Annotated in this window: 26 protein-coding genes and 1 pseudogene; 20 read left to right on the top strand and 7 right to left on the bottom strand. The window is 62.6% G+C overall.

Annotated elements, in window-relative coordinates:
- Nucleotides 1-182: 182 nt before the first annotated feature.
- Complete coding sequence (locus HWE17_RS07260) at nt 183-554, top strand: flagellar basal body protein (protein ID WP_035817718.1); 372 nt, start codon at nt 183-185, stop codon at nt 552-554.
- A 25-nt stretch (nt 555-579) separates the two neighbouring features.
- Here the strand turns inward: HWE17_RS07260 and HWE17_RS07255 are convergent, their stop codons facing one another.
- A complete protein-coding gene (locus tag HWE17_RS07255) occupies nt 580-1179 on the bottom strand; it encodes a TetR/AcrR family transcriptional regulator (protein ID WP_176388308.1) in 600 nt (199 codons plus the stop codon).
- A gap of 140 nt (nt 1180-1319) precedes the next feature.
- Between HWE17_RS07255 and HWE17_RS07250 the strand changes: the two genes are divergently transcribed.
- Genes HWE17_RS07250 through HWE17_RS07240 form a run of 3 tightly spaced genes read left to right on the top strand, consistent with a single transcriptional unit; the run spans nt 1320 to nt 4181 of the window.
- Complete coding sequence (locus HWE17_RS07250) at nt 1320-2381, top strand: sugar phosphate isomerase/epimerase (RefSeq protein WP_176388307.1); 1062 nt, start codon at nt 1320-1322, stop codon at nt 2379-2381.
- Between the two features lie 13 nt (nt 2382-2394).
- Nucleotides 2395-3255, top strand: a complete 861-nt coding sequence (locus tag HWE17_RS07245) for an alpha/beta fold hydrolase (RefSeq protein ID WP_176388306.1) — start codon at nt 2395-2397, stop codon at nt 3253-3255.
- Nucleotides 3252-4181, top strand: a complete 930-nt coding sequence (locus HWE17_RS07240; protein ID WP_369681713.1) for an alpha/beta hydrolase — start codon at nt 3252-3254, stop codon at nt 4179-4181. The genes HWE17_RS07245 and HWE17_RS07240 overlap by 4 nt, the downstream gene beginning before the upstream one ends.
- A 50-nt stretch (nt 4182-4231) precedes the next feature.
- Here HWE17_RS07240 and HWE17_RS07235 read toward each other — a convergent pair whose 3' ends face one another.
- Nucleotides 4232-4768 (bottom strand): molybdopterin-dependent oxidoreductase, encoded by a 537-nt coding sequence (locus HWE17_RS07235; RefSeq protein WP_176388304.1) that lies wholly within the window; start codon nt 4766-4768, stop codon nt 4232-4234.
- Nucleotides 4769-4798: 30 nt separating this feature from the next.
- A complete protein-coding gene (locus HWE17_RS07230) occupies nt 4799-6772 on the bottom strand; it encodes a TonB-dependent siderophore receptor (protein WP_176388303.1) in 1974 nt (657 codons plus the stop codon).
- A 298-nt stretch (nt 6773-7070) separates the two neighbouring features.
- Here HWE17_RS07230 and HWE17_RS07225 point away from each other — a divergent pair, with 298 nt between their 5' ends.
- The 8 genes from HWE17_RS07225 to HWE17_RS07190 all read left to right on the top strand — a co-directional run bounded on the left by HWE17_RS07225 (nt 7071) and on the right by HWE17_RS07190 (nt 15204).
- The gene (locus tag HWE17_RS07225) at nt 7071-7895 is read left to right on the top strand and encodes an IclR family transcriptional regulator (RefSeq protein ID WP_035817702.1); all 825 of its coding nucleotides are present in this window, start codon (nt 7071-7073) and stop codon (nt 7893-7895) included.
- 39 nt (nt 7896-7934) lie between these two features.
- Nucleotides 7935-9089, top strand: coding sequence for an acyl-CoA dehydrogenase family protein (locus HWE17_RS07220; protein ID WP_176388302.1), 1155 nt, complete (start codon nt 7935-7937; stop codon nt 9087-9089).
- 11 nt (nt 9090-9100) lie between these two features.
- Complete coding sequence (locus HWE17_RS07215) at nt 9101-10639, top strand: class I adenylate-forming enzyme family protein (protein ID WP_176388301.1); 1539 nt, start codon at nt 9101-9103, stop codon at nt 10637-10639.
- 60 nt (nt 10640-10699) lie between these two features.
- Nucleotides 10700-11866, top strand: a complete 1167-nt coding sequence (locus HWE17_RS07210) for an ABC transporter substrate-binding protein (protein ID WP_176388300.1) — start codon at nt 10700-10702, stop codon at nt 11864-11866.
- Between the two features lie 106 nt (nt 11867-11972).
- Entirely contained in the window at nt 11973-12845 is an 873-nt protein-coding gene (locus tag HWE17_RS07205; RefSeq protein WP_099402412.1) for a branched-chain amino acid ABC transporter permease, read from the top strand.
- Nucleotides 12842-13804 (top strand): branched-chain amino acid ABC transporter permease, encoded by a 963-nt coding sequence (locus tag HWE17_RS07200; protein ID WP_176388299.1) that lies wholly within the window; start codon nt 12842-12844, stop codon nt 13802-13804. The genes HWE17_RS07205 and HWE17_RS07200 overlap by 4 nt, the downstream gene beginning before the upstream one ends.
- Complete coding sequence (locus HWE17_RS07195) at nt 13797-14510, top strand: ABC transporter ATP-binding protein (RefSeq protein ID WP_176388298.1); 714 nt, start codon at nt 13797-13799, stop codon at nt 14508-14510. The genes HWE17_RS07200 and HWE17_RS07195 overlap by 8 nt, the downstream gene beginning before the upstream one ends.
- Nucleotides 14503-15204 carry an ABC transporter ATP-binding protein gene (locus tag HWE17_RS07190; RefSeq protein WP_176388297.1) on the top strand — a complete coding sequence of 234 codons (702 nt, stop codon included), beginning with the start codon at nt 14503-14505 and terminating at the stop codon, nt 15202-15204. Before HWE17_RS07195 ends, HWE17_RS07190 begins: the two co-directional genes overlap by 8 nt.
- Nucleotides 15205-15227: 23 nt before the next feature.
- Here the strand turns inward: HWE17_RS07190 and HWE17_RS07185 are convergent, their stop codons facing one another.
- The gene (locus HWE17_RS07185; RefSeq protein WP_176388296.1) at nt 15228-16223 is read right to left on the bottom strand and encodes an HDOD domain-containing protein; all 996 of its coding nucleotides are present in this window, start codon (nt 16221-16223) and stop codon (nt 15228-15230) included.
- A 160-nt stretch (nt 16224-16383) separates the two neighbouring features.
- Between HWE17_RS07185 and HWE17_RS07180 the strand changes: the two genes are divergently transcribed.
- Nucleotides 16384-16968, top strand: coding sequence for a DinB family protein (locus HWE17_RS07180; protein ID WP_035817686.1), 585 nt, complete (start codon nt 16384-16386; stop codon nt 16966-16968).
- 1 nt (nt 16969) lies between these two features.
- On the opposite strand, the gene HWE17_RS07175 is transcribed toward HWE17_RS07180, so the two are convergent.
- Nucleotides 16970-17362, bottom strand: coding sequence for a VOC family protein (locus tag HWE17_RS07175; RefSeq protein WP_035817684.1), 393 nt, complete (start codon nt 17360-17362; stop codon nt 16970-16972).
- A gap of 83 nt (nt 17363-17445) precedes the next feature.
- Between HWE17_RS07175 and HWE17_RS07170 the strand changes: the two genes are divergently transcribed.
- From HWE17_RS07170 to fghA, 6 genes are all read left to right on the top strand, one after another.
- Nucleotides 17446-17985, top strand: a complete 540-nt coding sequence (locus HWE17_RS07170) for a GNAT family N-acetyltransferase (protein WP_176388295.1) — start codon at nt 17446-17448, stop codon at nt 17983-17985.
- Nucleotides 17986-18116: 131 nt separating this feature from the next.
- Nucleotides 18117-18368 carry a hypothetical protein gene (locus HWE17_RS07165; RefSeq protein WP_035817681.1) on the top strand — a complete coding sequence of 84 codons (252 nt, stop codon included), beginning with the start codon at nt 18117-18119 and terminating at the stop codon, nt 18366-18368.
- Complete coding sequence (locus tag HWE17_RS07160) at nt 18365-18607, top strand: hypothetical protein (protein WP_099402419.1); 243 nt, start codon at nt 18365-18367, stop codon at nt 18605-18607. The genes HWE17_RS07165 and HWE17_RS07160 overlap by 4 nt, the downstream gene beginning before the upstream one ends.
- Before the next feature lie 160 nt (nt 18608-18767).
- Complete coding sequence (gene lepB, locus HWE17_RS07155; RefSeq protein WP_070304325.1) at nt 18768-19439, top strand: signal peptidase I; 672 nt, start codon at nt 18768-18770, stop codon at nt 19437-19439.
- Nucleotides 19440-19488: 49 nt separating this feature from the next.
- The gene (locus tag HWE17_RS07150) at nt 19489-20352 is read left to right on the top strand and encodes an NAD-dependent protein deacetylase (RefSeq protein WP_176388294.1); all 864 of its coding nucleotides are present in this window, start codon (nt 19489-19491) and stop codon (nt 20350-20352) included.
- Between the two features lie 56 nt (nt 20353-20408).
- Nucleotides 20409-21317: an S-formylglutathione hydrolase gene (gene fghA / locus HWE17_RS07145; RefSeq protein ID WP_281431289.1), complete on the top strand. Its 909-nt coding sequence runs from the start codon at nt 20409-20411 to the stop codon at nt 21315-21317.
- Nucleotides 21318-21538: 221 nt separating this feature from the next.
- Here the strand turns inward: fghA and HWE17_RS07140 are convergent, their stop codons facing one another.
- On the bottom strand, nt 21539-22348 hold the full coding sequence (locus tag HWE17_RS07140; RefSeq protein WP_035817669.1) for a hypothetical protein: 810 nt from the start codon (nt 22346-22348) through the stop codon (nt 21539-21541).
- Between the two features lie 178 nt (nt 22349-22526).
- Here HWE17_RS07140 and HWE17_RS07135 point away from each other — a divergent pair.
- Nucleotides 22527-23467, top strand: a pseudogene (locus HWE17_RS07135) (IS5 family transposase).
- Nucleotides 23468-23674: 207 nt separating this feature from the next.
- Here the strand turns inward: HWE17_RS07135 and HWE17_RS07130 are convergent.
- Complete coding sequence (locus HWE17_RS07130; RefSeq protein WP_051958330.1) at nt 23675-24340, bottom strand: dienelactone hydrolase family protein; 666 nt, start codon at nt 24338-24340, stop codon at nt 23675-23677.
- Nucleotides 24341-24433: the final 93 nt, after the last annotated feature.

Genomic DNA, 24433 nt, shown 5'->3' with positions numbered 1-24433 from the left:
AATGGCGGACTCCGTGGATGACTTCCCTGCCAGTCTAGACAGTGAAATGCCACAGAACAATATAAAAAAATTACGTGACGCACATATTTTTTACGGCAACCACCTGGGGAAAAATTGTTGCCTTGCACCAACCACTTTTCCTGTTGACGGGAGTACACTGGGCGCACACTGAAGGAGTTGCCATGTCCATATCCGCCCTTACCACCGGGACCTCGGGGCTGACCGCCAACCAGCGCGCGCTGGATGTGGCCGCCAACAATATCGCCAATGCGAATACGCCGGGTTTCCAGCCGCAGCAAGCCCAGTTCCAGGAGTCCAGCCCGGCCGGCACGGGCGTCACCCTCTCCGTCGAAGGGCGCAAGCTGGCCGCCAGCGAAAGCGTCAGCGGCGCCAACGCGAATGCGGCCAAGGCGGCCGAAAGCCGGCCGAACGGCGTGGGCCTCGCGTCCGAGCTGACGGATAACCTCGTCTACAAGGCCGGCTTTAATTTGTCGGCGAATGTCGTCAAGGCGGCCGACCAGGCCCTGGGCAGCCTGATCGACGTCAAGACTTAAACACGGCGACTATCGACAAGATAGTTTAATTTTTCATTTCCAGCGCCAACGGCGCCAGCGCCGGTTGAATCAGCGCCAGCAGCCGTTCGGCCGGAATGCCGTCGCGCGCCTGCACCGACAGGCCATGCAGCAAGGCCGCATAATAGTCGCCCAGCGCCTGCACGTCCGCCTCTCCTTTTAATTCTCCCGCCAGCTGCGCCGCGCGCAGGCGCTCGATGACGGCTTGCGTGCGCGCGCGGCGGTGCTGCGCCAGCCAGTCGGCGATGCCCGCGTTGTCTGCGCTCGTATTCGTGGCGGCCGTGACCACCATGCAGCCTTGCGGCTGGCCGCTGCGCGTGTACAGCAGCACGGCTTCTTCCAGCATGCGCGCCACCGCGTCGCGCACATTCAGGCTGGCGGCCAGCGCGTGCACGGCAAACGCGCCTTCGCCCGTCTCATACAGTTCCACGGCTTCGCGGAACAACTGCTCCTTCGAGCCAAACGCCGCATAGATACGCGCAGAGGCGATGCCCAGCGCCGCCACCAGGTCGGCCATCGACACGCCCTCGTAGCCGCGCGTCCAGAACGCGTCACGCGCTTTTTCCAACGCCAGCGCGCGGTCAAATTCCCTCGGTCTTCCTGCCATTTTCATCCTCTGCTTACGAACTGGCGGCCAGTATAACGCCTGGCGCCCACCGCGCATTCGCGATTTATTTTGCATGACCGCCTTGACCGAACAGAAAATTTCGCCTATTCTTTGTCGATCGACAAACAATAGGAGCCGATATGAAAACCATCCAAGGACCGAGCCTGCACCTGGCACAATTCGCCGCCGACACGGCGCCCTTCAACACCCTGCCCGCCATCGCCGAGTGGGCGGCCGGCATGGGCTTCAAGGCCCTGCAGATTCCCGCCTGGGATGCGCGCCTGTTCGACGTGGCGCAGGCCGCGCACAGCCAGCAATATTGCGACGACCTGGTCGCCATGCTGGCGGGCCATGGCCTCGTCGTCAGCGAACTGACGACGCACATCCTCGGCCAGCTGGTGGCCGTGCACCCGGCCTACGACGCGCTGTGCGACAGCTTCGCGCCGGCACACCTGCACGGCCAGCCGGAAGCGCGCACGGCGTGGGCCATCGAGCAAGTCAAGCTGGCGGCCATGGCCTCGAAACGCCTGGGCCTCACCGACATGGGCACCTTTTCCGGCTCGTTCGCCTGGCCATATTTATTCCCGTTCCCGCAGCGTCCGCCCGGCCTGATCGAGACGGCCTTCGACGAACTGGCGCGCCGCTGGCTGCCCATCCTCGACGTGTGCGAGGAACAGGGTGTCAACTTGTGCTACGAAATCCACCCCAGCGAAGACCTGCATGACGGCATCAGCTTCGAAATGTTTTACGAGCGCGTGGGCCGCCATCCGCGCTGCAAGATGCTGTTCGACCCCAGCCACTTCGTGCTGCAGCAGCTGAACTACCTGGAATTCATCGACATCTACAAGGACCATATCCGCATGTTCCATGTGAAGGATGCGGAGTTCAATCCGACGGGGCGGCAAGGCATCTACGGCGGCTACCAGTCGTGGGAAAACCGCGCCGGGCGTTTCCGTTCGCTCGGTGATGGCCAGGTCGACTTCAAGGCCATCTTCTCGAAGATGGCGCAGAACGATTACGCGGGCTGGGCCACCCTGGAATGGGAGTGCTGCCTGAAGGACCAGGAAGTGGGCGCGCGCGAAGGCGTGGCCTTCATCAATGCCCACATCATTCCCGTCACCGACAAGATCTTCGACGACTTCGCCGGCGCCCCCGTCAGCGCAGAGCAGATCCATACCCTGCTGGGCATCCAGCACAACTAATCAAGGAAACCCTATGAACGACTTCATTCACGACTACGTCCGCATCGACGGCCAGCGCCTGCATTGCGTGATCGCTGGTACCGGCAACGGCAAACCCGTGCTGCTGATCCCCGGCTGGCCGCAAACCTGGTATGCATGGCGCCACGTGATGGCGGCGCTGGCCGCCAATGGCTATCAGGCCATCGCCATCGACCCGCCCGGCAGCGGCCATTCCGACCGCCCGGCCGGCGGCTACGACACGGGCGCCGTGGCAACTACCCTGCACCGCACCATGCTGGCCCTGGGCCACGCGCAGTACGACGTGGTCGGCCACGACATCGGCATGTGGGTCGGCTACGCGCTGGCCAGCGATTTCCCGCAGGCCGTGACGAAACTGGCGCTGACGGAAGCCGTCATTCCCGGCCTGGCGCCGGCGCCGCCCATTTTTGTCGCGCCGTCCGACAATATCTTCCTGTGGCACTTCATGTTCAACCAGGTGCTGGACTTGCCGGAAATGCTCACTGCGGGCAAGGAGCGCGAGTACATCCGCTTCATCTTCGACCGCTGGTCGTACCGCCGCGACAAGGTGGCCGTCGACGTGTATGCGGACGCCTACGCCACGCCAGGCGCCCTGCGCGCCGGCTTCGCCTACTACCGGGCCATTCCCGAAACCATCAAGCAAAACCTCGAGCGGGCGAAAAAGAGCCTGGCCATGCCCGTGCTGGCCATCGGCGCCGACCATGCGACCAACGACGCGCCCCTGCTGACCATGCAGGGCAAGGCCGACAATTTGCGAGGCGCCATCGTCGCTGAATGCGGCCACTTCATCATGGAAGAACAGCCGCAAGCGTTCATCGCCCACCTGCTGCCCTTCCTGGCGGGAGAACCAGTGTGAGTCTCGATCCGCTGATCGCCGCCTGGCTGGAACAGACAAAAGATGCGCCGCTGTCCGCCTCGCTGGCACACTTGCGCGCGGCCACGGAAACGGGCTTGCGCCAGTTGCACGGGCCATTGGAAGACGTCGCGGCCATCAAGGATTACGTGCTGCCCGGCGAGCATGCACTGGCCGTGCGCGCCTATGTGCCGGCTGGCGCGGACACGAACCAGCCCTTGCCGGCCATCGTCTTCGCGCATGGCGGCGGATGGTGTCTGTGTTCGCTGGACCTGTACGACAATCCGTGCCGCGCGCTGGCCAACGCCACCGGCTGCGTGATCTTTTCCGTCGACTACCGGCTGGCGCCCGAGCACAAGTTCCCCGTGCCGCTAGCCGACTTTTACCGGGCGCTGTGCTGGGTCGCCGAGCATGCGGCGGCGCTGGGCATCGATGCGCGGCGGCTGGCGGTGGGTGGCGACAGCGCGGGCGGCAACCTGGCGGCAGCCGCCGCCCTGATGGCGCGCGACCAGGCCGGCCCCGCGCTGGCGCACCAGTTGCTGCTGTACCCGGCGCTTGATTTTGCCTTCGATACGCCGTCCTACCAGCGCCATGCGGAAGGCTTTTCGCTGACCCGCGAGGCCATGCGTTTTTGCTGGTCGGCCTACCTGAATGAACCGGCCGACGGCACGCAGCCTTACGCGGCGCCACTGCGGGCAAGTACGCTGAAGGACTTGCCGCCGGCGACCGTGCTGGTATGCGAATATGACCCGCTGCACGACGAGGGGATTACGTATGCACAGCGGCTGCGCGACGATGGCGTGGCGGCCGAGTGCGTGCAGCTTGACGGCATGATCCATGCGGCTATGCACATGCTGGGCCTGACGCCAGCGGCGCGGGGATTGTTCGACGTGGCGGGCCAGGCGATGAAAAAAGCACTGGCAATGTAAGAAAATCGGCCGCCGGGGATGGCTCCACGGCGGCCGATCTTGTCACTTCCTTATTCCACCAGCTTGCGCACCTCGATACCGTTCAGCCACTTCACGTGGCGCGGCCCCGTGCGAATATCCTTGGCCGAGATCAGCGCGATCTCGCCATCGTTCTCGTCGAGCGCCTTGCCGTTTTTTTCGTAGTAGACGATGATGCCTTCGCCGGCCGTAGAGTTATACAGCTCGCCCCAGGAAAACACCACCGCGTAGCCATCGGTGGCCGTGGCGATGATGGCGAGCTTCTTGACGTCGTTGTGGCCCGGTGCATCGAGCACCGCCTTGTCGAGAATGTCGCGCAGGCGCACGCCTTTGTAACTGGTGATGGTCTCGGCCTTGTCGCCATTGTGGCGCGTGACGGCGATGTCCCCGCCATTGGCCGGCGGCAGCTGGCGCAGGTCGGCCACCTTCAGGATCAAGGGCGTTTCCACCATGCCCGTGACGGTCAGCGCGTGGCTCATGTTGTCGCGCGCCGGCGCCGGGTCGGCCCACGCGGGCGCCGCCGCCAGCAACGAGGCCGAAGCAAAACCGGCGAATATTTTCTTCAACATGCTGTGTCCTTTCATGGAACGATCAAAAAATCAGAACTGGTATTGCGCATTGGCCAGCCACGTGCGGCCCGCGCTGGGGAAACCGTCGGCCAGCGCGTAATTGCGGTCAGCCAGGTTGCTCACGCCCGCTTCCAGGGTCAAGGCTGGCAAGGGCCGGACCACGGCCTTCAGGTTCAGCGTCGCAAAACCACCGAGTTCCAGGGTGTTCGACACCCAGCGCCCGCTGTTCGATTCCGCAATGGCCACCACGTCGATCTGGCGCGAAGCGTGCAGCACGGCGTGCGCCGTCAGCTTGTGGCGCGGCACATCCGTCAGGCGCATGGCGCGGTCGCTGACGTTCTGCATGTCCGTGTAGGTGTAGTTGCCGCCCCAGTCCAGCCAGGCACCGGCGCGCCCGCGCAAGCCCAGTTCCACGCCGCTGATGTGCGCCCTGCCCGCGTTGCGCATCTGCGCACGCACGCCCACGACATTCGCCACGCTCTGGATCTTGTCCTTCACGTCGCTGTAGAACAGCGCCGCTTCCAGGCTGGCGCCCTGCGCGTTTCCTTGATATCCCAGCTCATAGTTGATCGCCTGTTCCGCACGCAAGGCCGGATTTTCGATATACGTGCCCAGGCGCTGCGAGTAGCGATCCTTCAGGGTCGGCAGACGCGACTTGCGCGCCACGGTGGCATATACCTTCGCCTCGGGATGCAATTGATGGAACAGGCCCGCCTGCAGGTCGGTAGCCGACTGATTCTCCGGCAAGGTATAGGCGTTGCCGGCGCTGTAGACGGTGTCGGGGCGCAGTGCATTGCGCGACACGCCCAGCGACAGTTCCGTCGCGCCGTTCAGGGCGATGCTGTCTTCCGCGCCCAGGGTCCACAAGGCATCCTTGTACCAGGTGGTGCGCACGCCTTTGCCATCGCGTTCCTGGTGTTCATCGGCCTTGTAGCTGGCCACAAAACGCAGGCTGTGCGCGGCCAGGCGGAACGATTCGAGTTCCACCGCGCCGCCATTCGTGCGGTCGTTATAGATGCTGCGCCCACCGCTGACGCTGCCCTGGCCGCTGCTCTTGAGGGTGCTGTAGCTGCCATTGGTGAACGAGGTGATTTCATTGTCGTAGCTGTCGTGGTACAGGCGCAGTTTCAGGCGTTCCACGTCGCCCAAGCGCGTCTGCGAGACGAAATACACGCTTTCCTTGTTCCAGTACGGCCATTGCCAGTAGCGCGCGCCGACGGGATTCGTCGATGGCGGCTGGCCTTTTTCGCCATGCTGCTTGTAGTAGCTGAGGGCATACTCATCACCGCCCGTGGGCGTGTAGCCCACCTTGAACGACAGCTTGTGATCCTTGCCGTAAGCGTTGTTGCGCATGCCGCCGTCTTCCGTGGCCGTGGGGCGGAAATCGGACGACATCGGAAAGCCGTCGCTGTCGATATACGACACGCCCGCCTGCAGATACCACAGGCCCTGGTTCGTGCCCACGTTGGCCGACACCTGGCGTTCGCTGCCCGAGCCGAAACCCACGGACACATCGCCTTCCATCAACGCCGTCGGCTTGCGCGACACCAGGTTGATGGCGCCGCCCAGGGTGTTGGCGCCGTACGCCACGGAGCTGAACCCTTTTGCCACCTGGATGGCGGCCAGGTCGCTTGTGGTGAAGCGGTTGAAATCGACGTAGCCGTCATACGGCACGTAGACGGGAATGCCGTCGATGTACAGCGGCACCTGGCGCGCATCAAAGCCGCGGATGGCGATGGTTTTTTCATTGCGCGCATTCGTCGACAGCGATACGCCCGACAGCAAATTCAAGGCGTCGCCCACGTTGTCGCGGTTAAAGCGGCGCATCTGGGCGCGGCTCACTTGCGTCCCCACCTGCTGTTCCATCCGGCCCGTTTGCTCGCGCTGGCCGACCACCGTTACCGTGCCCAGCACGAACGGCGCCGCCGCATCCGCGTCTTCCTTGCCGGCGGCCTGCTGCGCCAGCGCCAGCATCACGGCGCCCGCCATTACCTGTTTCAACATCGTCGTTAATCTTTCTGTTTCGTTATATATCGCCTTATATAGCGATATGCAAAAAAATACAAAAATCGGCCACTCGTGCAGCGGCCGCCATCCAACAGCGCAATATACAGACGTATATAACGATGCTCAAGCGACAAGGCCACAAACCGCTGCGCAGGTCAATTTTCTGGGAAAAATTCATGCACAATTTCATGCACTGCACCATTTCGCTGTGCGAACGAATGTTTCACAAAACGGTTGACACGTCCCCTTTGGCTAGGCAAACTGGTTTCCAGGGAGCCTGAAAATGAATGCAAATATGACAAATATTCAGACCGCGGCAGATCCGGAACTCATCGTCTTTGGCGATGACGAGGAGGGCAAGGACCGCCAGTTCGTCAACGCGCTGGCGCGCGGGCTGGAAGTGCTGCGCTGCTTCCGTCCCGGCGAAGTCTATCTGTCGAATGCGGACATGGCCAAGCGCACGGGCATCCCGAAACCGACGATTTCACGCCTTACCTACACGCTCACCAAACTCGGTTACCTGAACTACTCGGACAGCCTGGGCAAGTACCAGCTGGGTGCCGGCGTGCTGGCCCTCGGTTACCGCATGCTGTCGAACCTCGACGTGCGCAAGATGGCGCGCCCGTTGATGGAGGAACTGGCCGAACATGCGCAAGCGTCCGTGTCGCTGGGCACGCGCGACCGCCTCAGCATGGTGTACGTGGAGACGTGCCGCAGCAGCGCCAACGTCACCCTGCGCCTCGATGTCGGCTCGCGCATCCCCTTGATGACGACGGCCATGGGCAAGGCCCTGCTGTGCATCCTGCCGCAGGCCGAACGCGACTACCTGATGGACCACGCCAGGGTGCATGAGACGGAACGCTGGCCGCGCATCAAGGCCGGTATCGAACAAGGTTTCAAGGATTATCAGGACCGGGGCTTTTGCATTTCGGCCGGCGAGTGGCAGAACGACGTGCATGCCGTGGGCGTGCCCATGCTGGGAGCGGACGGCGAACAGGTGATGGCCTTCAATTGCGGCGGCCCCGCCTTTTTGCTGTCGCGTGAAAAGCTCGAATCGGACCTGGGGCCGCGCCTGGTCGCCCTCGTCAAGACAGTGGAAAAAAACCTGGGCCGCGGTTAGACTGCGCGCCCCCTCTCAACATCGCCTACGAGGACCCTGATGATACGCGACGAAGAAACCCTGAACATCCTGCTCGACAGCATCGCCCGTTTCGTGCGCGAAGTGCTGGTGCCGAACGAGGCGCTGGTGGCGGAAACGGATACGATCCCGCCCGCCATCGTGGCGCAGATGCGCGAACTGGGCCTGTTCGGCCTGTCCATTCCCGAAGCCTACGGCGGCCTGGAACTGAGCATGGAAGAGGAAGTGCGGGTCGCCTTTGAAATTGCCCGCACCTCGCCCGCCTTCCGTTCGCTGATCGGCACCAACAACGGCATCGGCTCGCAAGGCATCGTCATCGACGGCACGGAAGCGCAAAAACAATACTACCTGCCCAAGCTGGCGGCCGGCGACATCATCGGCTCCTTCGCCCTGACGGAAGCGGGATCCGGTTCCGATGCGGCCTCGCTGCGCACGACGGCCGTGCGCGACGGCGACTTCTATATCCTCAACGGCAGCAAGCGCTACATCACCAACGCGCCCGAAGCGAGCATCTTTACCGTCATGGCCCGCACGGATCCCGTCAAGCGGGGCGCCTCGGCCATTTCCGCCTTCATCGTGGAAAAGGATACGCCGGGCCTTTCACTCGGCAAGATCGACAAGAAAATGGGCCAGCAAGGCGCGCATACCTGTGACGTGATCTTTGAAAATTGCCGCGTACCGGCCGCGAACATCATCGGCGGCAAGGAAGGCGTGGGGTTTAAAACCGCCATGAAGGTGCTCGACAAGGGCCGGCTGCACATCGCCGCCGTCTGCGTGGGCGCGGCCGAACGCATGCTGGCCGACGCGCTGGCCTACGCCATGGAGCGCCAGCAGTTCGGCCAGCCGATTGCCGAATTCCAGCTGATCCAGGCCATGCTGGCCGACAGCAAGGCGGAGATTTATGCGGCGCGCAGCATGGTGCTCGACGCGGCGCGCCGGCGCGACAACAAGGAAGACATTTCGACGGAAGCGTCGTGCTGCAAGCTGTTCGCCTCCGAAATGTGCGGCAGGGTCGCTGACCGCTCCGTGCAGATCCACGGCGGCGCCGGCTACATCAGCGAATACGCGGCCGAACGCTTCTACCGCGACGTTCGCCTGTTCCGCATTTATGAGGGCACGACGCAGATCCAGCAGATCGTCATCGCGCGCAACATGATCAAGGCAGCGCAAAAGTGAAGGAGGCAGCCATGGACATCCCTTCCCTGCTGGCCGGCTTGCCGGCGCGCCTGTCGGCCATCCCCGCCTACTGGGCCGCGCGCGCGCCCGATGCGCCGGCGCTGCATGAAGGTGGCCGCCACTGGACCTATACCCAGTTGCAGCACGGTGTGGAAAACGCAGCGCAGCTGCTGCGCCAGCTGGACGTGCGCGCAGGCGACCGCCTGATGGTGGTGGGCGAAAACGGCGCGCTGCAGGTGGCGCTGATTTTCGCGGCTGCCAGCATCGATGCGTGGATCGTCAACGTCAATGCACGGCTGTCGGCGCGCGAGATCGACACCATCGCCACGCACAGTTCCGCGCGGCGCGTGCTGTTCCTGGCCGGCGCCTCGCCGGAAGCGGCCGCGCATGCCGCACGGCGCGGCGCCAGCGCCTTCACCGTCGATGGCATGGGCGAGCTGCTGGCAGGTGAATTGAACGCGGCAGCCATCGCGGAAGACACGGTCCCCGGCAATGAACAGGTGGCCGCGCTGATCTACACGACGGGCACGACGGGACAGTCGAAAGGCGTGATGCTCACGCACCGCAACCTGCTGTTCATCGCCGCCGTCTCCAGCACCTTGCGGGGATTGACGCGCACCGACCGCGCCTACGGCGTGCTGCCGATTTCGCACGTATATGGCCTGGCCTCGGTGGCCCTGGGCACCCTGTATGCGGGCGCCGCGCTGTACCTGGTGCCGCGCTTTTCCGTCGACGGCCTGCTCTCGGCGCTGAAGGACGATGAGCTGACCATCGTGCAGGGCGTGCCCGCCATGTACGCCAAGCTGCTGCAAACCCTGGGCGGCGCGGAAACTCCTTTGCCCACGCGGCTGCGCTTTGCGTATGCGGGCGGCTCGCCGCTGGCGCCGTCGCTCAAGCACGAGGTGGAAAAGCTGCTGGGCACCGCGCTGCACAATGGCTACGGCATGACGGAAAGCGCGCCCACCATCAGCCAGACGCGCCTGGAAACGCCGCGCCGCGACGATTCCGTCGGCATGCCGATACCCGGCGTGGAAGTGCGCGTGGTGAGCGTCGACGGCCTTGACGTGGCGCCGGGCGAGCCGGGCGAATTGTGGATACGCGGGCCAAACATCATGGCTGGCTACTACCGCGAACCGGCCATGACGGCGGCCACCATGCGCGACGGCGGCTGGCTGAACACGGGCGACATGGCGCGCCAGGACCCCGACGGCGCGCTGTTCATCGTGGGACGCACCAAGGAATTGATCATCCGCTCCGGCTTCAATGTCTATCCGCTGGAAGTGGAAACGGCCCTGAACGCCCACCCGTCCGTGGTGCAGTCGGCCGTGGTGGGACGCACCCTGGACGACGGCAACGAGGACGTCATCGCCTACGTGGAACTGGATCCGCGCCAGCCCGCCAGCGTGGCACAATTGCAGGCCTGGCTGGCGCAGACCCTGTCGCCCTACAAATGCCCGTCCGCCATCATCGTCATGGAAGCGCTGCCGGCCGCCGCCACGGGCAAGATTTTAAAGGGGCAGCTGCGGCAAATGGCGCAGAATGCACGATAAGTTGACCATGTAGTACCAGACCCGACAATAAAACCAAGCCACATCACCGGAGGAGACACGATGAAACGCACCTACACACGCATCGCCATGGCAGCGCTGGTTGCCAGCGCCTGGATGACGCAGGCCAGCGCCGACGAATTCCTGGTCGGCGCGGAAATCCCGCTGACGGGCAACCTGGCGCGGGTCGGCGCCGGCATGCAGGAGGGGATCATGGTCGCGGCCGAAGTCTTCAACAAGACCAACGGCAAGCACACCATCAAGATCATCACCGTCGACGACGAATCGGCGCCCGCCAAGGCCATCGCCGCCGTGGAAAAGCTGGCCAGCCAGGGCGTGGTAGCCATCACGGGCGGCTATGGTTCGAACAATATCTCGCCCGCCTCGGACACGGCAAATAAACTGGGCCTCGTCTACATCACCTCGGGCGGTGTGGACGACAGCCTGGTGAGCAGCGGACGCAAGAATTTTTTCCGCATCAATAACACGGCCGGCTACGAAAAAGCCATGCTGGGATTGCTTGCCGACGTGGGCGCCAAGTCCGTCTCCATCGTGTATTCGACCAAGGATGCCACCACGGGCCTGGCGAAAGACGTGGAAAAGGCCCTGACGGCCAAAGGCGTGAAAGTGACGACGCACTCGTTCGATCCGGCCATCACCGACTTCAAACCCATCATCAACAAGATCAAGCTGCAGGATAAATCGGAAGTCGTGGCCATGGTCGGCTACGAAAACGACTACGTGGGCATCATCCGCGCCGCCCGCGTGCTGAAACCGAAGATCAAGGCCATGGTGGGCGTGTGGTCGCTGGCCACGCCAAAAATGGCGGCTGACTTCCCCGACCTGATGCCGAACGTATTCGGCACGGCCCTGCTGCCCTTCCCCACGGAATTCAAGACGGCCGACGGCAAGGCCTTCAGCGACGCCTACAAGCAGCTGTACAAGAAGGAGCCGGACTACCTGGGCCAGTTCGGCTATGTGCAATCGATGCTGCTGTTCGAAGCGATCGCGCGCGCGGCCGACAAGGGCACGCTCAAGAAAGGCGGCGTGGCCGAGGAAATGCGCAAGACGGACCGCGAAACCCTGATCGGCCGGGTGCAGTTCGCCGCCAACGGCGACAACCAGAATTTCGTGCACCGCATGGCGCAGCACCAGGACAAGAAAGTGGTGATCGTCTGGCCGAAGGAACACGCGACGGGCAAGCTGGCCTATCCCGCCCTGCCCTGGTAACAGCAGCCTCCCGCTGCACACGCGCGCGCCTGCCGGGCGCGCACCGATGAACGGCAGTCCTGGCGCAGCTTCGCGGTGCGCCAGGGAGGCCTGACGGGATGACGACATGACAGAATTAATCTTGCAAGCCCTGTATTCGGGCTTGCTGCAGGGCGGCTCCTACGCCCTGATCGCACTGGGACTGGCGCTGGTCTTCGGCACCATGAAAGTGATCAACCTGGCGCACGGCGAACTGGTGCTGCTGGCCGCCTACATCGCCTACAGCGTGGAGTCCGGCCTGGGCCTGGGGCCCATGTTCGCCATTCCCATCGCGCTGGTGATCGTCAGCCTCACGTCCGTGGGCGTCTACCTGATCGTCAGCCGCATCAAGAAAGACCGCGAAATCAATTCGCTGATCCTCACCTATGGTATCGGCGTGATCCTCACCAATTTCATCCTGCTGGTCTGGAAGGCGGACATCCGCTCGACGTCGTCGAGTTGGCTGCAGGAAGGGTTTGAAATCGGTCCGTTTTTCAGCATGCGCAGCGAAGTGATTTTCTTTGGCGTCAGCCTGGTGCTGATGGCGGCCCTGTGGCGCTGGCTGGCCACCAGCTGGTATGGCCGCGCCGTGCGCGCCGTGTCCAGCAACCGCGACGCGGCCAAGCTGATGGGCATCGACCCGGGCCGCACGGAACTGGTGTCCTTTCTGGTCGCCGGCATCCTGGCCGCGTTTGCCGGTGTCGCCCTGTTCAGCTATGGCGTGATCCAGCCCGCCTACGGCGGCGCACTGACGGTCAAAGCCTTCATCATCACGGTATTGGCCGGCATCGGCTCGATTCCCGGCGTGCTGCTGGCCGCCGTGCTGCTGGGCGTGGCCGAAGCGCTGACCGTCACCCTGGCCAGCTCCGCGCTGCAGGAATTGTCGGGCATGGTGCTGTTCCTGCTGGTGCTGTTCATCATGCCGAACGGCTTGTTCGGCGCACAACGGAGGCGCGGATGAAGCGCTCGACACTGATCTCCACGGCGGGCCTGCTGCTGGCCGCCTACGTCGCCGTGCCGCTGGCCCTGGGCGCCAACCAGTATGTGATGAGCATGGTGGTGGCGGCCCTGATCATCGGCGGCGTGGCCATGTCCTGGGCCCTGCTGGGGAACCTGGGCGGCATGGTGAGCTTCGGCCACGCGGCCTTCTTCGGCGTGGGCGCGTATGTCTCCGCGCTGGCCACCGTGAAACTGGGCTTGCCCGTGTTTGCCGCCATGCTGCTGGGCGGCGCGGGGGCGGCCATCGCCGCCGTCATCATGCTGCCCGTGCTGCGCCTGCGCGGGCCGTATTTTGCGCTGGCCATCCTCGCCTACGCGCACATCTTCCGCATCCTGGCCACGGAATGGAGCTCGGTGACGGGCGGCGCCGGCGGCATCAACAATATTCCTACCTTGCCCACCGTCTTGGGCTTCGATCTGGCCAGCAAGACGGGTGCCTATCTGGTCGTGCTGACCCTGGTGGTGGCATGCGCATTTGCCTACAGCCGCATCCGCGCCAGCCATTACGGCATCGCCCTGCGCGCCATGCACGACAGCGAAGACGCCACGCGCGTCGTCGGCGTCAACAGCACCTTGCTGAAAGGCGCGATGCTGCTCGTGTCGGCGTTCATGGCTGGCCTGTTCGGCGCCTTCAACGCCCATTACATCAACTTCCTGGAACCGGACTACGCCTTCAACAGCCTGTGGGTGACCTTGCCGATCGTGGCGGCCATCTTCGGCGGCTACCGCACGATACTCGGTCCCGTGCTGGGCGCCGTGGTGGTCTACCTGGTTGACCAGCTGATCTTCAAGTCGCTGATCCCCACGGGCCACCAGCTGGTGCTGGGCGTGCTGCTGGTGGCGATGATCGTCTTCAGTCCGAACGGCTTGCTGCCGCTGCTGCGCAAACTGTTCAACGCGAAGGAGAAAGCACATGCTTGAACTCGATAATGTGTCCGTGCGCTTCGGCGGCCTGACGGCCGTCGACAGCGTCACGTTAAAAGTGGGCAGCCACGACGTGATCGGCCTCGTGGGCGCGAACGGCGCCGGCAAGACCACCCTGTTCAACGCCATTTCCGGCCTGGTGCGCCCCACCAGCGGCAGCATCCGCTTCGAGGGACGCGACATCATGGCCACGCCCATGTACCAGCGCGCCCGCCTGGGACTGGGGCGCACCTTCCAGATTCCGCAACCGATGCATGAACTGACGGTGCGCGAAAACCTCGTCGTGGCGCAGCGCTTCGGCACCGGCAAGGTAGACCAGCGCAAGATCGATGAAATCCTCGATTTCACGAGCCTGGCGGACAAGGCCGGGCGCGACGCGGCCAGCGAACTGGCGCTGACGGAATTGAAAGCGCTGGAAGTGGCCAAGGCACTGGCGACGAACCCGAAGCTGCTGCTGCTCGATGAAGTGCTGGCCGGCCTGGAAACGAATGGCAAGCGCCGCTTCATGGGCATGCTGAAGGACTTGCACGCCGCCTTTGGCGTGGGCATCGTCATGATCGAACACGATATTGAAACCATCAGCAATCTGTGCCAGCGCGTGGCCGTGCTCAATTTTGGCCAACTGATCGCCGATGGCACGCCGGACGCCGTCTTCCGCGATCCGGCCGTCATCGAAAGTTATACAGGGGCAGCCCATGCTTGAGATAGAAAACCTGCGCGCCGGCTATGGCGCCATCAATGTGCTGTGGGACGTGTCGCTGTCCATCCAGAAGGGCAAGCTGACCACCATCATCGGCCCGAACGGGGCCGGCAAGACCACGCTACTGCGCGCCATCATGGGACTGCTGCCCGTCGGTGCGGGCAGCATCGCGCTCGATGGCACCCCCATCAACGGCACGCCGACGTGGAAGATGAGCGATGCAAGAGTGACGATGATACCCGAGGGGCGCATGACGTTTCGCGACATGAGCGTGGAAGAAAACCTGATCATGGGCGCGTTTCCGAAGGAGCACCGCAGCCACATGCCGGCGCGCCTGGCCGAAGCCTACGCCATGTTCCCGCGCCTGCACGAGCGCCGCAAGCAGCTGGCCGGGTCACTGTCGGGCGGCGAAGCGCAGATGCTGGCCATGGCGCGGGGCCTGATGTCGGACCCGTCGCTGCTCATCATCGACGAGCCTTCGCTGGGACTGGCGCCGCTGGTGGTCAACGAGCTGTTCGAGATCCTCGCGCGCCTGAACGACGGCAAGCGCACCATCATCCTCGTCGAGCAGAATACGGCGCGGGCGGTGGGCGTAGCCGACCACGTCTACCTGATGCAAAGCGGCAAGGTGGCGCTGTCGCAAAAAGCCGATGAGGTCGACCTCGAGCACCTGCACGAACTGTATTTTGCGCGCTGAGTGATATCCGCTGCCTGCGGCTATTACTCCTCCTCGTCTTCGTCCTCGTCGGCCAGCTTGTCGAACACCAGCAGCTCACTCTTGCTCAGTCCGGTCATGACGAAGGGATCGTCGGCAGGAAAGCGGCCCGTATCGACCAGCATGCGCAGCTTGCTCAAGCGCTCGCCCAGCGCCAGCGCGCGGGCCTGCGGATCGGAATCTGCTTGCCCGGCCTGCGCGATCGCGCGGGTCACCGACTCGGGAAACTCCCATAATTCGGCGATCCGGACCGACAGGATGCGCGCTTGCGCAAACACCTGGGCGATGAAGGCGTCCGATTGCGGGAAGGCGTCGGGCGCATGCATCTGGTCGATCAGGCGGAACGCCACCACCAGGCCCACATTGGCCATCAGTCCCGCCAGATAGGCGTCGAAGGCGTTGGCCTGCATGGCCGGTGCGACCAGGTTGGCCGCCAGCGCGCATTTTTCGGACTGGCGCCAGATCAGCGGCGCCGTGCGTATGGTCAGTCCGCCGCTTTGCATGCTGACGATGGGGCGGAAGGCGACGCGGGCCAGCAGCATGCGCATGCCGTTTTGCCCGAGCAGCATGATGGCACCTTCCATGTTGTTGATCGACGGGCTGGCGTTGTAGCGCGAATGGTAGCGGGGCCGGTTCGCCTCGCGGTAGACTTCGGCCACCAGCAGCACGTCCTGGGCCAGCTGGCGCGACAGCTCGGCCGCGCTCATGTTTTCATTTTGCAAGGTCCGCATCAACTGCGGAATGATGGCCGGAATGCGCGGTATCAGCGCGGCGCCAGCGATCGGCTCACTGGCCAGGCGCGTCAATTCGTCCAGAATCTGCTGCTCCGCCTGCTTTGTCGCCTGCGCCGAACCGGCGGCCGCCAGCCAGCGGTAGTAGGTGGCATCGATTTCGGTGATGCTGGCCGGCTGCCGTGCCATCTCGGGCGCCGCCGCTGCCGTGAGGGGCGCAAGTTTGTTTTTTTCGTCGCCGCCGTTCAGTAATTTTCCTATCCAACCCATTTTATTCTTCTAGTCCTATCTGCATCACTATCGCGACATCCGCCCCGCGATTTTACTTGATGACAGCCGTGCCGGTGCGGCGGGCGTGACCGGCGTTGTTCATCTGCCGCAAAATGCTACAGTGGCGCTCTCGCAGCTTCCCTGCTTTGCAAGGTAAATCATGAGCAATATGCTTGCCCAGTACGTCACCGCTCAGGCCTGCAACAACGCCTGGGCCAACCACCGCCTGCTGAAGGCTTGCGGACAGCTGAGCCAGGCCGAGTTCCAGGCCACGCGCGTCAGCTTTTTCCCCACCATCCAGTCCACCCTGAACCACATCCTCACATGCGACTGGTTTTACCTCGATGCGCTCGAACGCGAGCTGCGCGGCGAAGCGCCGCATGCCGACTGCTATGTCTTCTTTGAAAAGGACGAGCCATTTACCGACTGCGCGGCCCTTCACGCGGCGCAGCGCGCGTCGGACCTGCGCCTGATCGCCCATTGCCGCAGCCTGTGCGATGCGGACCTGGCGCGGCCCGTGACGATATTGCGCGACACGCCGCAAGTCGACACGCGACTGCGCATGCTGGCGCATCTGTTCCAGCACCAGATCCACCACCGGGGGCAAGTACACGCCATGCTGGCCGGCACGCGCATCGCGCCGCCGCAGCTCGACGAATTCTATTGCGCCGGCGAGGCGGACGAGCGGGCGCAGGATTTTGCGGAACTGGGCTGGACGGAAGACGCCGTCTGGGGCCAGCGCTGAGTCATTCCCCGGCGTGGCAGCAGACGCACAGCTTGTTGCCATCGAGGTCGCGGAAGTAGGCGCCATAGTAATGGGCGTGGTAATCGGGACGCAGTCCTGGCGGCCCTTCGCACGCGGCGCCCAGCGCCAGCACGGCCTGGTAGCAGCGGTTCACCTGGGCGCGGCTGGCCGCCAGCAAGGCCGTCATCTGTCCATTGCCGGGCGCGGCCGGCAAGCCGTCATGCGGCACCGTCAGCACCAACAGGGGGCGCGGCGCCTCGTTCGCCATCCAGCCGGCCCAGGGTTTGGCCGGGTCGTGGAATTTCTCGATCAAGCCGAGTTCTCCCAGCAGGGTCGTGTAGAAGACGTAGGCGCGTGGAAAGTCGTTGGTGCCGAGGCAAATATGGGACAGCATGCTGCTCCTTGATGAATTCAGGCAGGTGTGCGGCGAAATGCGCCAGCTGATTATAATGGCGCATCGCTTTTTGACACGCTCCCATGCCAGACCTCGACCGCCTTCAGCTACACCCGCCGGCCAGCAGCGACCTTCCCGCCTTGCTGGCCTTTGAACTCGAAAACCGCGCGTATTTTGAAAACTGGGTCACGGCGCGCGCGCCATCCTACTATCACCAGGAAGCCATCGCCGCCGCCATCGAGCAGGCACAGCGCGAGCGCCAGCAAGACCGCGCCTACCAGTACCTGGCAAAACTGGACGGGCAAATCATCGGCCGGGTCAACCTGACGGCCCTTACCCGCCCCTATTTCAATAAAGCAACGCTCGGTTACCGCATCGGCGAACGGTTCGGCGGACGCGGCTACGCCACCCGCGTGGTGGCCCTGCTGCTGAAAGAGGCTTTCGGCCCACTGGAACTGTGGCGCCTGGAAGCGACGGCGCGGCCGCAAAACCTGGGCTCGGTCGCCGTCATGCAGCGTAACGGCTTTCACCAGTATGGCCGCTCGGAAAAAGCCATGCGCTTCCAGGATGCCTGGTCGGATTTGCTGTATTTTGAACGGTGCAACACGCAAGCCATGGCCTGAGATGCCGCATTTTTCCGGCAGCAACGCGACTTTGATACTATCAGGGACGACTTTGTGCAAACGCAAAGCCGCACCATGATGGACTGATAACTTCAAGGCTCGGGAATCTTCCCAACCTTGCCAAGTCCAACATGAAACTGCGGCTACGCCTGTTCGAACACGTGCTGGTGGTGCTGGCATTGGCCGTCGTCATCTTTGCCGCCGCCATCGTGCTGGCACGGATGACACAGTGGGCGGAAGCGCGGGAACTGCCCGCCTATCTCGTACAAGGCATGCATCTGGTTGGCAAGGTACTGTTTTTCCTGGACGGCTGCATCGTCATTGCCGTCAGCAGCATCCTGGCCGCCCGGCTGTTCCGCATGCTCACCAAGGAGGATTTATGAACGACTTTCACTACCTGCTGACCCTGCGGCATCCGCGCCGCTTCTGGTGCAGCGCCATCGTCATCGCCGTGGTCTCGGCCATCGTGCTGGGGCCCTGGCTCGACAGCAATCCATGGCTGGTGGCAATCCCCTTCGTGGGCGGCGGCTTGCTGGTGGCGCTCGGCGAGCTGTGGGATGACATGCACGGCAAGCGCCTGCAGAACGGCGACGACACGCATACACCGTGCCAGCACCCTTGATACCGGCGTAGTGATGCGTGCACGCAACAGCGGCACGCCATGGCGCGCGCATTGGCGTGATTTAAGACTGGCTTCAGCCTCGCCGTGCATCGTGAATATATCGCCAGCAGCAATGGCGCCCCCTTCACCATCACGGGCACAGCCCAGCGAAAGAGCCAACATGAGCACATGGATGCGCGCCAACAAAGGTTTTTTGATGTTTCTCCTGCTGTTCGGCGTGTTCCGCACGGCCGTGGCGGACTGGAATCCCATACCGTCGGCGTCGATGCGCCCCAACCTGCTCGAAGGCGACGTGGTCTTCGTCAACCGCTTGGCATTCAACCTGAAAGTGCCGCTCACCGATATCGTGCTGCAGCGCCTGGGCGAACCGCAGCGGGGCGACATCGTCACCTTTTCCTCGCCGAAAGACGGCACGCGCTTGATCAAGCGCATCATCGCCCTGCCAGGCGACACGGTGGAAATGCGCAATGAACAGCTGGTCATCAATGGCCAGCCCGCCCAATACACGGCGCTCGATACGGCGCCTGAAACCATCGCCCATGTGGGTCAGCTGACGGCGCAGCGCATCAGCGAACGCAACCAGACCGAGCAGCACCGCATCCAGGTCTTGCCGCAAATCGCCGGTGCGGCCCGCAGCTTTGCGCCCGTGACCGTGCCGGCCGACCATTTCCTCATGCTGGGCGATAACCGCGACAACAGCGCCGACTCGCGATACTTCGGCTTCGTGCCACGCGCATTACTGATCGGCAAGGCCGAGCGCATTCTCGTGTCGGCCAATATCCAGGAGCATTGGCAGCCGCGGCTGCAGCGTTTCGGCATGAAGCTCGAATAAACACCCCCCCTTGCAACGGCGCCGTGCTTTTCGGTTAGCATGGCGCATCATGCAAAATTTTTCCTCAGCCAGCCAGCAGTCCGCCAGCGACGATCTTGCCCTTGAGCAGCTGGCGCAGTTTCTGCACCGCCATCCCGACGTGCTGCTGCTGACGGGCGCCGGCATCAGCACGGCGTCCGGCATACCCGACTACCGCGATACAGAAGGCGTGCGGCGCGGCAATGCGCCCGTGCAAGGCCCCGATTTTCGCCGCCAGGAAGCCGTGCGTCGCCGCTACTGGGCGCGCAGCATGGTGGGCTGGCCCACCCTGGCGCGCGCCACGCCCAATCCCGGTCACCTGGCCATCGCGCATCTGGCGCAGCGCCAGCACATCGGCGGCCTGGTCACGCAAAACGTCGATGGCTTGCATCAGCAAGCCGGCAGCACCGCCGTCACGGAGTTGCACGGCAGCATACACGGCGTGGTGTGCCTCGATTGCCGCGCCCGCCATACGCGCCGCCTGATCCAGGACCAGCTCGAACGCGACAATCCGCAACTGCTGGGCGCCACGGCCACGCCGGCGCCCGATGGCGACGCCTTGCTGGAGCCATCGCAGTTGGCCACTTTCCACGTGCCCATCTGTCCCCGCTGCGGCGGCACCGTGCAGCCCGACGTGGTGTTTTTCGGCGACGGCGTGCCCGCCGCCTGCGCGGCCGAAGCCGAAAGCAAGATGCACACGGCCAGCGCCCTGCTGGTCGTGGGCTCGTCCGTCATGGTGTATTCGAGCTTTCGCCTGTGCCGCATGGCGGCCGAAACGGGCAAGCCCGTGGCCGCCATCAACCTGGGCAAGACGCGCGCCGACCATTTGCTGGCCTTCAAGACCGAAGCCCCGGCACAAGACATCTTGCCTGCATTAGCGGCCATGCTGGGCTGATCCCGAGCCGGCCCTGCGCCGCTCTGGCTATACTGTGGCATTAACGAGGAGAATTCATGCTGGAACTGTTGAGTGAACACGCCTGTTTTGGCGGCGTACAACGCTTTTATCGCCACGATGCGCAAGCCATCGGCTTGCCCATGCGTTTCTCGGCCTTCATTCCCGACACGGCGCCAGGCGCCACGGTCAGCACCAAGCGCCCCGCCCTGTTTTACCTGGCGGGCCTGACCTGCACGGAAGAAACCTTCATGATCAAGGGCGGCGCCCAGCGCGTGGCGGCCGAGGAAGGCTTGATCCTGATCGCGCCCGACACCAGCCCCCGTGGCGCGAACATCGCGGGCGAGAGCGACTCCTGGGATTTCGGCGTGGGCGCCGGCTTTTACGTGGACGCCACCGAGGCGCCATGGCGCAGCCATTATCGGATGTACAGCTACCTGCTGGAACTGCGCGCCCTGCTGGAACAGGAACTGGCGATCGATGCGCAACGCACGGGCATTTTCGGCCACTCGATGGGCGGCCATGGCGCGCTGGTGCTGGCCTTGCGCAATCCTGACCTGTTCCGCTCCGTCTCCGCCTTCGCCCCCATCGCCGCACCGAGCCAGTGTCCGTGGGGCAAGAAGGCGTTTACGGGCTACCTGGGCAGCGATGCGGCCAGCTGGCAGCAGTACGATGCCAGCGCGCTGATGCGCGGCCTGCAGGGCCAGCCACCGCTGTTCCCCGAAGGCATCCTGATCGACCAGGGCCTGGCCGACAAATTCCTGCCCGAACAACTGCACCCCGACGTCTTCGAGGCGGCATGCCGCGATGCAGGCCAGCCATTACGGCTGCGCCGCCATGCCGGCTACGACCACGGCTATTACTTCATCGCCAGCTTCATGGAAGAGCATGTGCGCTTCCATGCGAGGAACTTGCGCGCCATAGAGGAAGCTACCGGAGCAATTTCTTTGATGTCAGTTTTATCATGATACCGTTGATTTCTTAATTAGCAGAATGCATCCTTCCTGCCCCCTGCAATACTAATTCCGTAGCAGAATTTGTGCATTTTTTGCGCACGGAGTCGGTATTGCATCTTTAGGAGAATGAAATGGCAATCTACCAACGTAATGGTCTTTGGCACTGGCGCAAAGTAGTCGATGGCGTAACGCTTACCTGACAGAAATGCGCAACGAAAAACCTCCCGGGGAACTTACACATTGCCATCCAACAGGCCATGCTCATTGGCAAACTCTTCCTCAGCATTAATCAGTTGTCGCTTGCCTCGCTGAAGAAAGTTATCGAGATCGATTACCTTGTCGAACTCCATATTTAGATCACGTTTCAGATCATCTAAAGAAGCGGCCTTTTGAATTTCATGGAAAATCTTGAAAAGTAAGGAACTTGCAATATGAATGTCCCGCTCATGCTTAAGCAGTATCTCTGACAGAGTATTAGGCAAGTCGCTAAAAGGTACGGAAGTCACCCTAGCCTTGAAACGCTCGTCGGAAGCCAAATCTCTTTCGATTTTTTCAAGGCCGTCGGTGGTCTGCGCTCGTTCGAGCGAATTTATACCATGCTCAAATTCATCTCTTTGCTTCCGCTCTCTTCGAGCTTGATAGACTTCACGCATCTCCGGATTTTTTTCAGCGTAAGCTTGCAAAGCATTGACGGCCCATTCGGGACAACGTCGACTACTCCGTTTGCCTGTTTGGGCCACCCAAGACTGAAGCGTCCGCTCCGAAACGTTTCTTCCTGTTAAGTCTTTCAGGATGTATGCCGCTGCCGTAAAGTCTCCGCCAAAAACACGTTCAAGTAATTGCCGCATGAGCACCTTTAATTCCCCATCCCTTATTACTACTTTCAGTTCCGAAAGTAGTAATAGGACCTGAGATTCGGCTCCTTTAGGTGCCCCATCTGCCAACGAAATACCGACGTCATCAGACGAATAATCAATATTAAAAATGCAATTTGTTGGTATGTGAATTGCTTTTTTACTAGGGTACTGGTACTCCCATTCCATAATTCCTCCATTTGTGCGCACATTTGTACGCACAAATAGTGGCACATAAGTTCAGTATTAACAAGAACATTTGCATCGTCGATACATGGAGGCGAAATGTCATGTCAAGTCTTAGAGGGTGTAGACAAAATCAATATCGGAGTTGTGGCATGCTATCGCGATGTGGGAGGAGCATGCCATGGCAACGAAATCTCCACTCGACGGCACGGAGCCGTCAAGCAGAGCCGGCGGCAGACCACCTGCGTTGAAGCCTGAGCATATCGCAGTTTTACACGATATCTTGATGGAGCGCGCAGGCCAGCTTGCAGGAAATCGCCGACGAACTTCATCACCGCTGTGCTTTACGCGTGTGCGCAGCAACGATTCGTCGCGCGCTAGGTGCCGTACGGCTCAAGCCGGTACACCGGACCTTCGCTGTGCGAGCCGAAGGAACGAAGCGGTATGGCTACACAGCAGCCCACAGGCGCGAGGCCATCTCGCCACACAGCACCAACCTGACAGATGCGGAATGGGAGCTGGTTGCCGATTTGTTCGAACGTATGCCGGGACAGCGCGGCAAGCCCGTGCGTTACAGTCGCCGCGATCTCGTCAACGCGTGTTCTTACGTGCTGCGCACCGGCTGCGCATGGCGGCCGCTACCGGAGCGTTTCCACCCTGGCACGCGGTCTACAAGGCGTTTTCGCGCTGGGTTGGCGCAGGTGTATTCGAACAGATGCAAGACCCGCTGCGCGAACAATGGCGTATCCGCATGGGACGAGCAAGTACGCCAAGCGCGGCGGTGATTGATGCACAGTCCACCCGTATCTCGCCGCAAGGTGGCGAAAGCGGATTTGATGCAGGCAAGAAAATCAAAGGGCGCAAGCGTCATCTCGTGGTCGATACGATGGGGCTGCTCATCGCAGTGTCGGTCACCGCCGCGAGCGTGCATGACCGGGATGCGCTACAAATGCCGCATTCATGGTTCTTCCCATGCGCTGGGTCGTCGAAAGGACCCATGCGTGGACTGAACGCTGGCGCCGCACGGTAATGCCTCACGACCGCAAACTCGATGTCTCGGTAGCTTGGGGTTGGTTGGCTGAAGCGCGTATGCTACTCAACAGACTCGCTTATAAGAGTTGATTTCGTCTACACCCTGTTATAGAGATGAGACGAAATTTTTCCGGTTGTTCTTTGTTCTAGACCAAAGAATTGATACTCAGCGCTCTTCTGGAGACTGATTGATCGTTAATGCCTGTGCTAAACCATCAAAAACTGGGTGTTATTCAAAAAAATGCCCGTTAATTCTGAGCATTTCAGCGCTATTAGGCACAGTTGCCTGATCAGACGCTACTGCGCCGTACTGGTATGCCCGTTGAAATGGCGCGTGTACCAGTCCGTTGCCAGCAGGGCGGCCTGGTGGCGCGTATCGGGGCCGCCGGGGGCGGCGATTTGTTCCAGTTGTTTGTCGCAGCGCAAGGTGGCGAACGCCATGCGGTTCAGGCCGGCCACATCGGGGTCGCGGCCGCCCACGATCAGCAGCGACGGCACGCGCACGTTTTCCAGTGCCGCCTTGCCGGCCATTTCCACCTGGCCATCGCAGACGGCCAGCGCGGCAATCTCCGCGCTGCGCCAGGCCGCCAGTTGCATCACGACGGCCGCGCTGGTGCCATAGCCGTACAGGCCGCAGGGCAAGCGCCGCGTGGACGGGTCCACTTGCAGCCAGCCCAGGGCTTTTTCCAGTTGGCGCGCCAGCAGCACGATATCGCTGCGCACGAAATACGCATGGCCATTGCTGCCGCCGCCAGGCCCGACACCGGCCTGGTCGAAGCGCAAGGTGGCGATGCCCGCTCGCAAGAAATCCTGGGAAGTGGCGTGGCTGGAGGCGCCCAGGTAGTCGCTGTCGGCGCCTGCGCCGTGGGCAAACAGGACGATGCCCACAGGCCGCTCGGGCATGTCGAGCACGCCATCCATTTGAAGTTCATCGGCCGTAATGCTGACAAATTGTTCTTGCATGGTTGCCTCCGCAATCGAGCTGGGATCTTGCCGGGCCGGGCACAGCCTGCATGCCCACGGCGGCTAACCTCAGTGTAGCAGCCTGCGCCCGTT

Source organism: Janthinobacterium sp. BJB401 (genome assembly GCF_013372745.1).
Taxonomy (GTDB): domain Bacteria; phylum Pseudomonadota; class Gammaproteobacteria; order Burkholderiales; family Burkholderiaceae_D; genus Janthinobacterium; species Janthinobacterium rivuli.
This window is presented reverse-complemented; position numbering and strand designations above follow the sequence as displayed.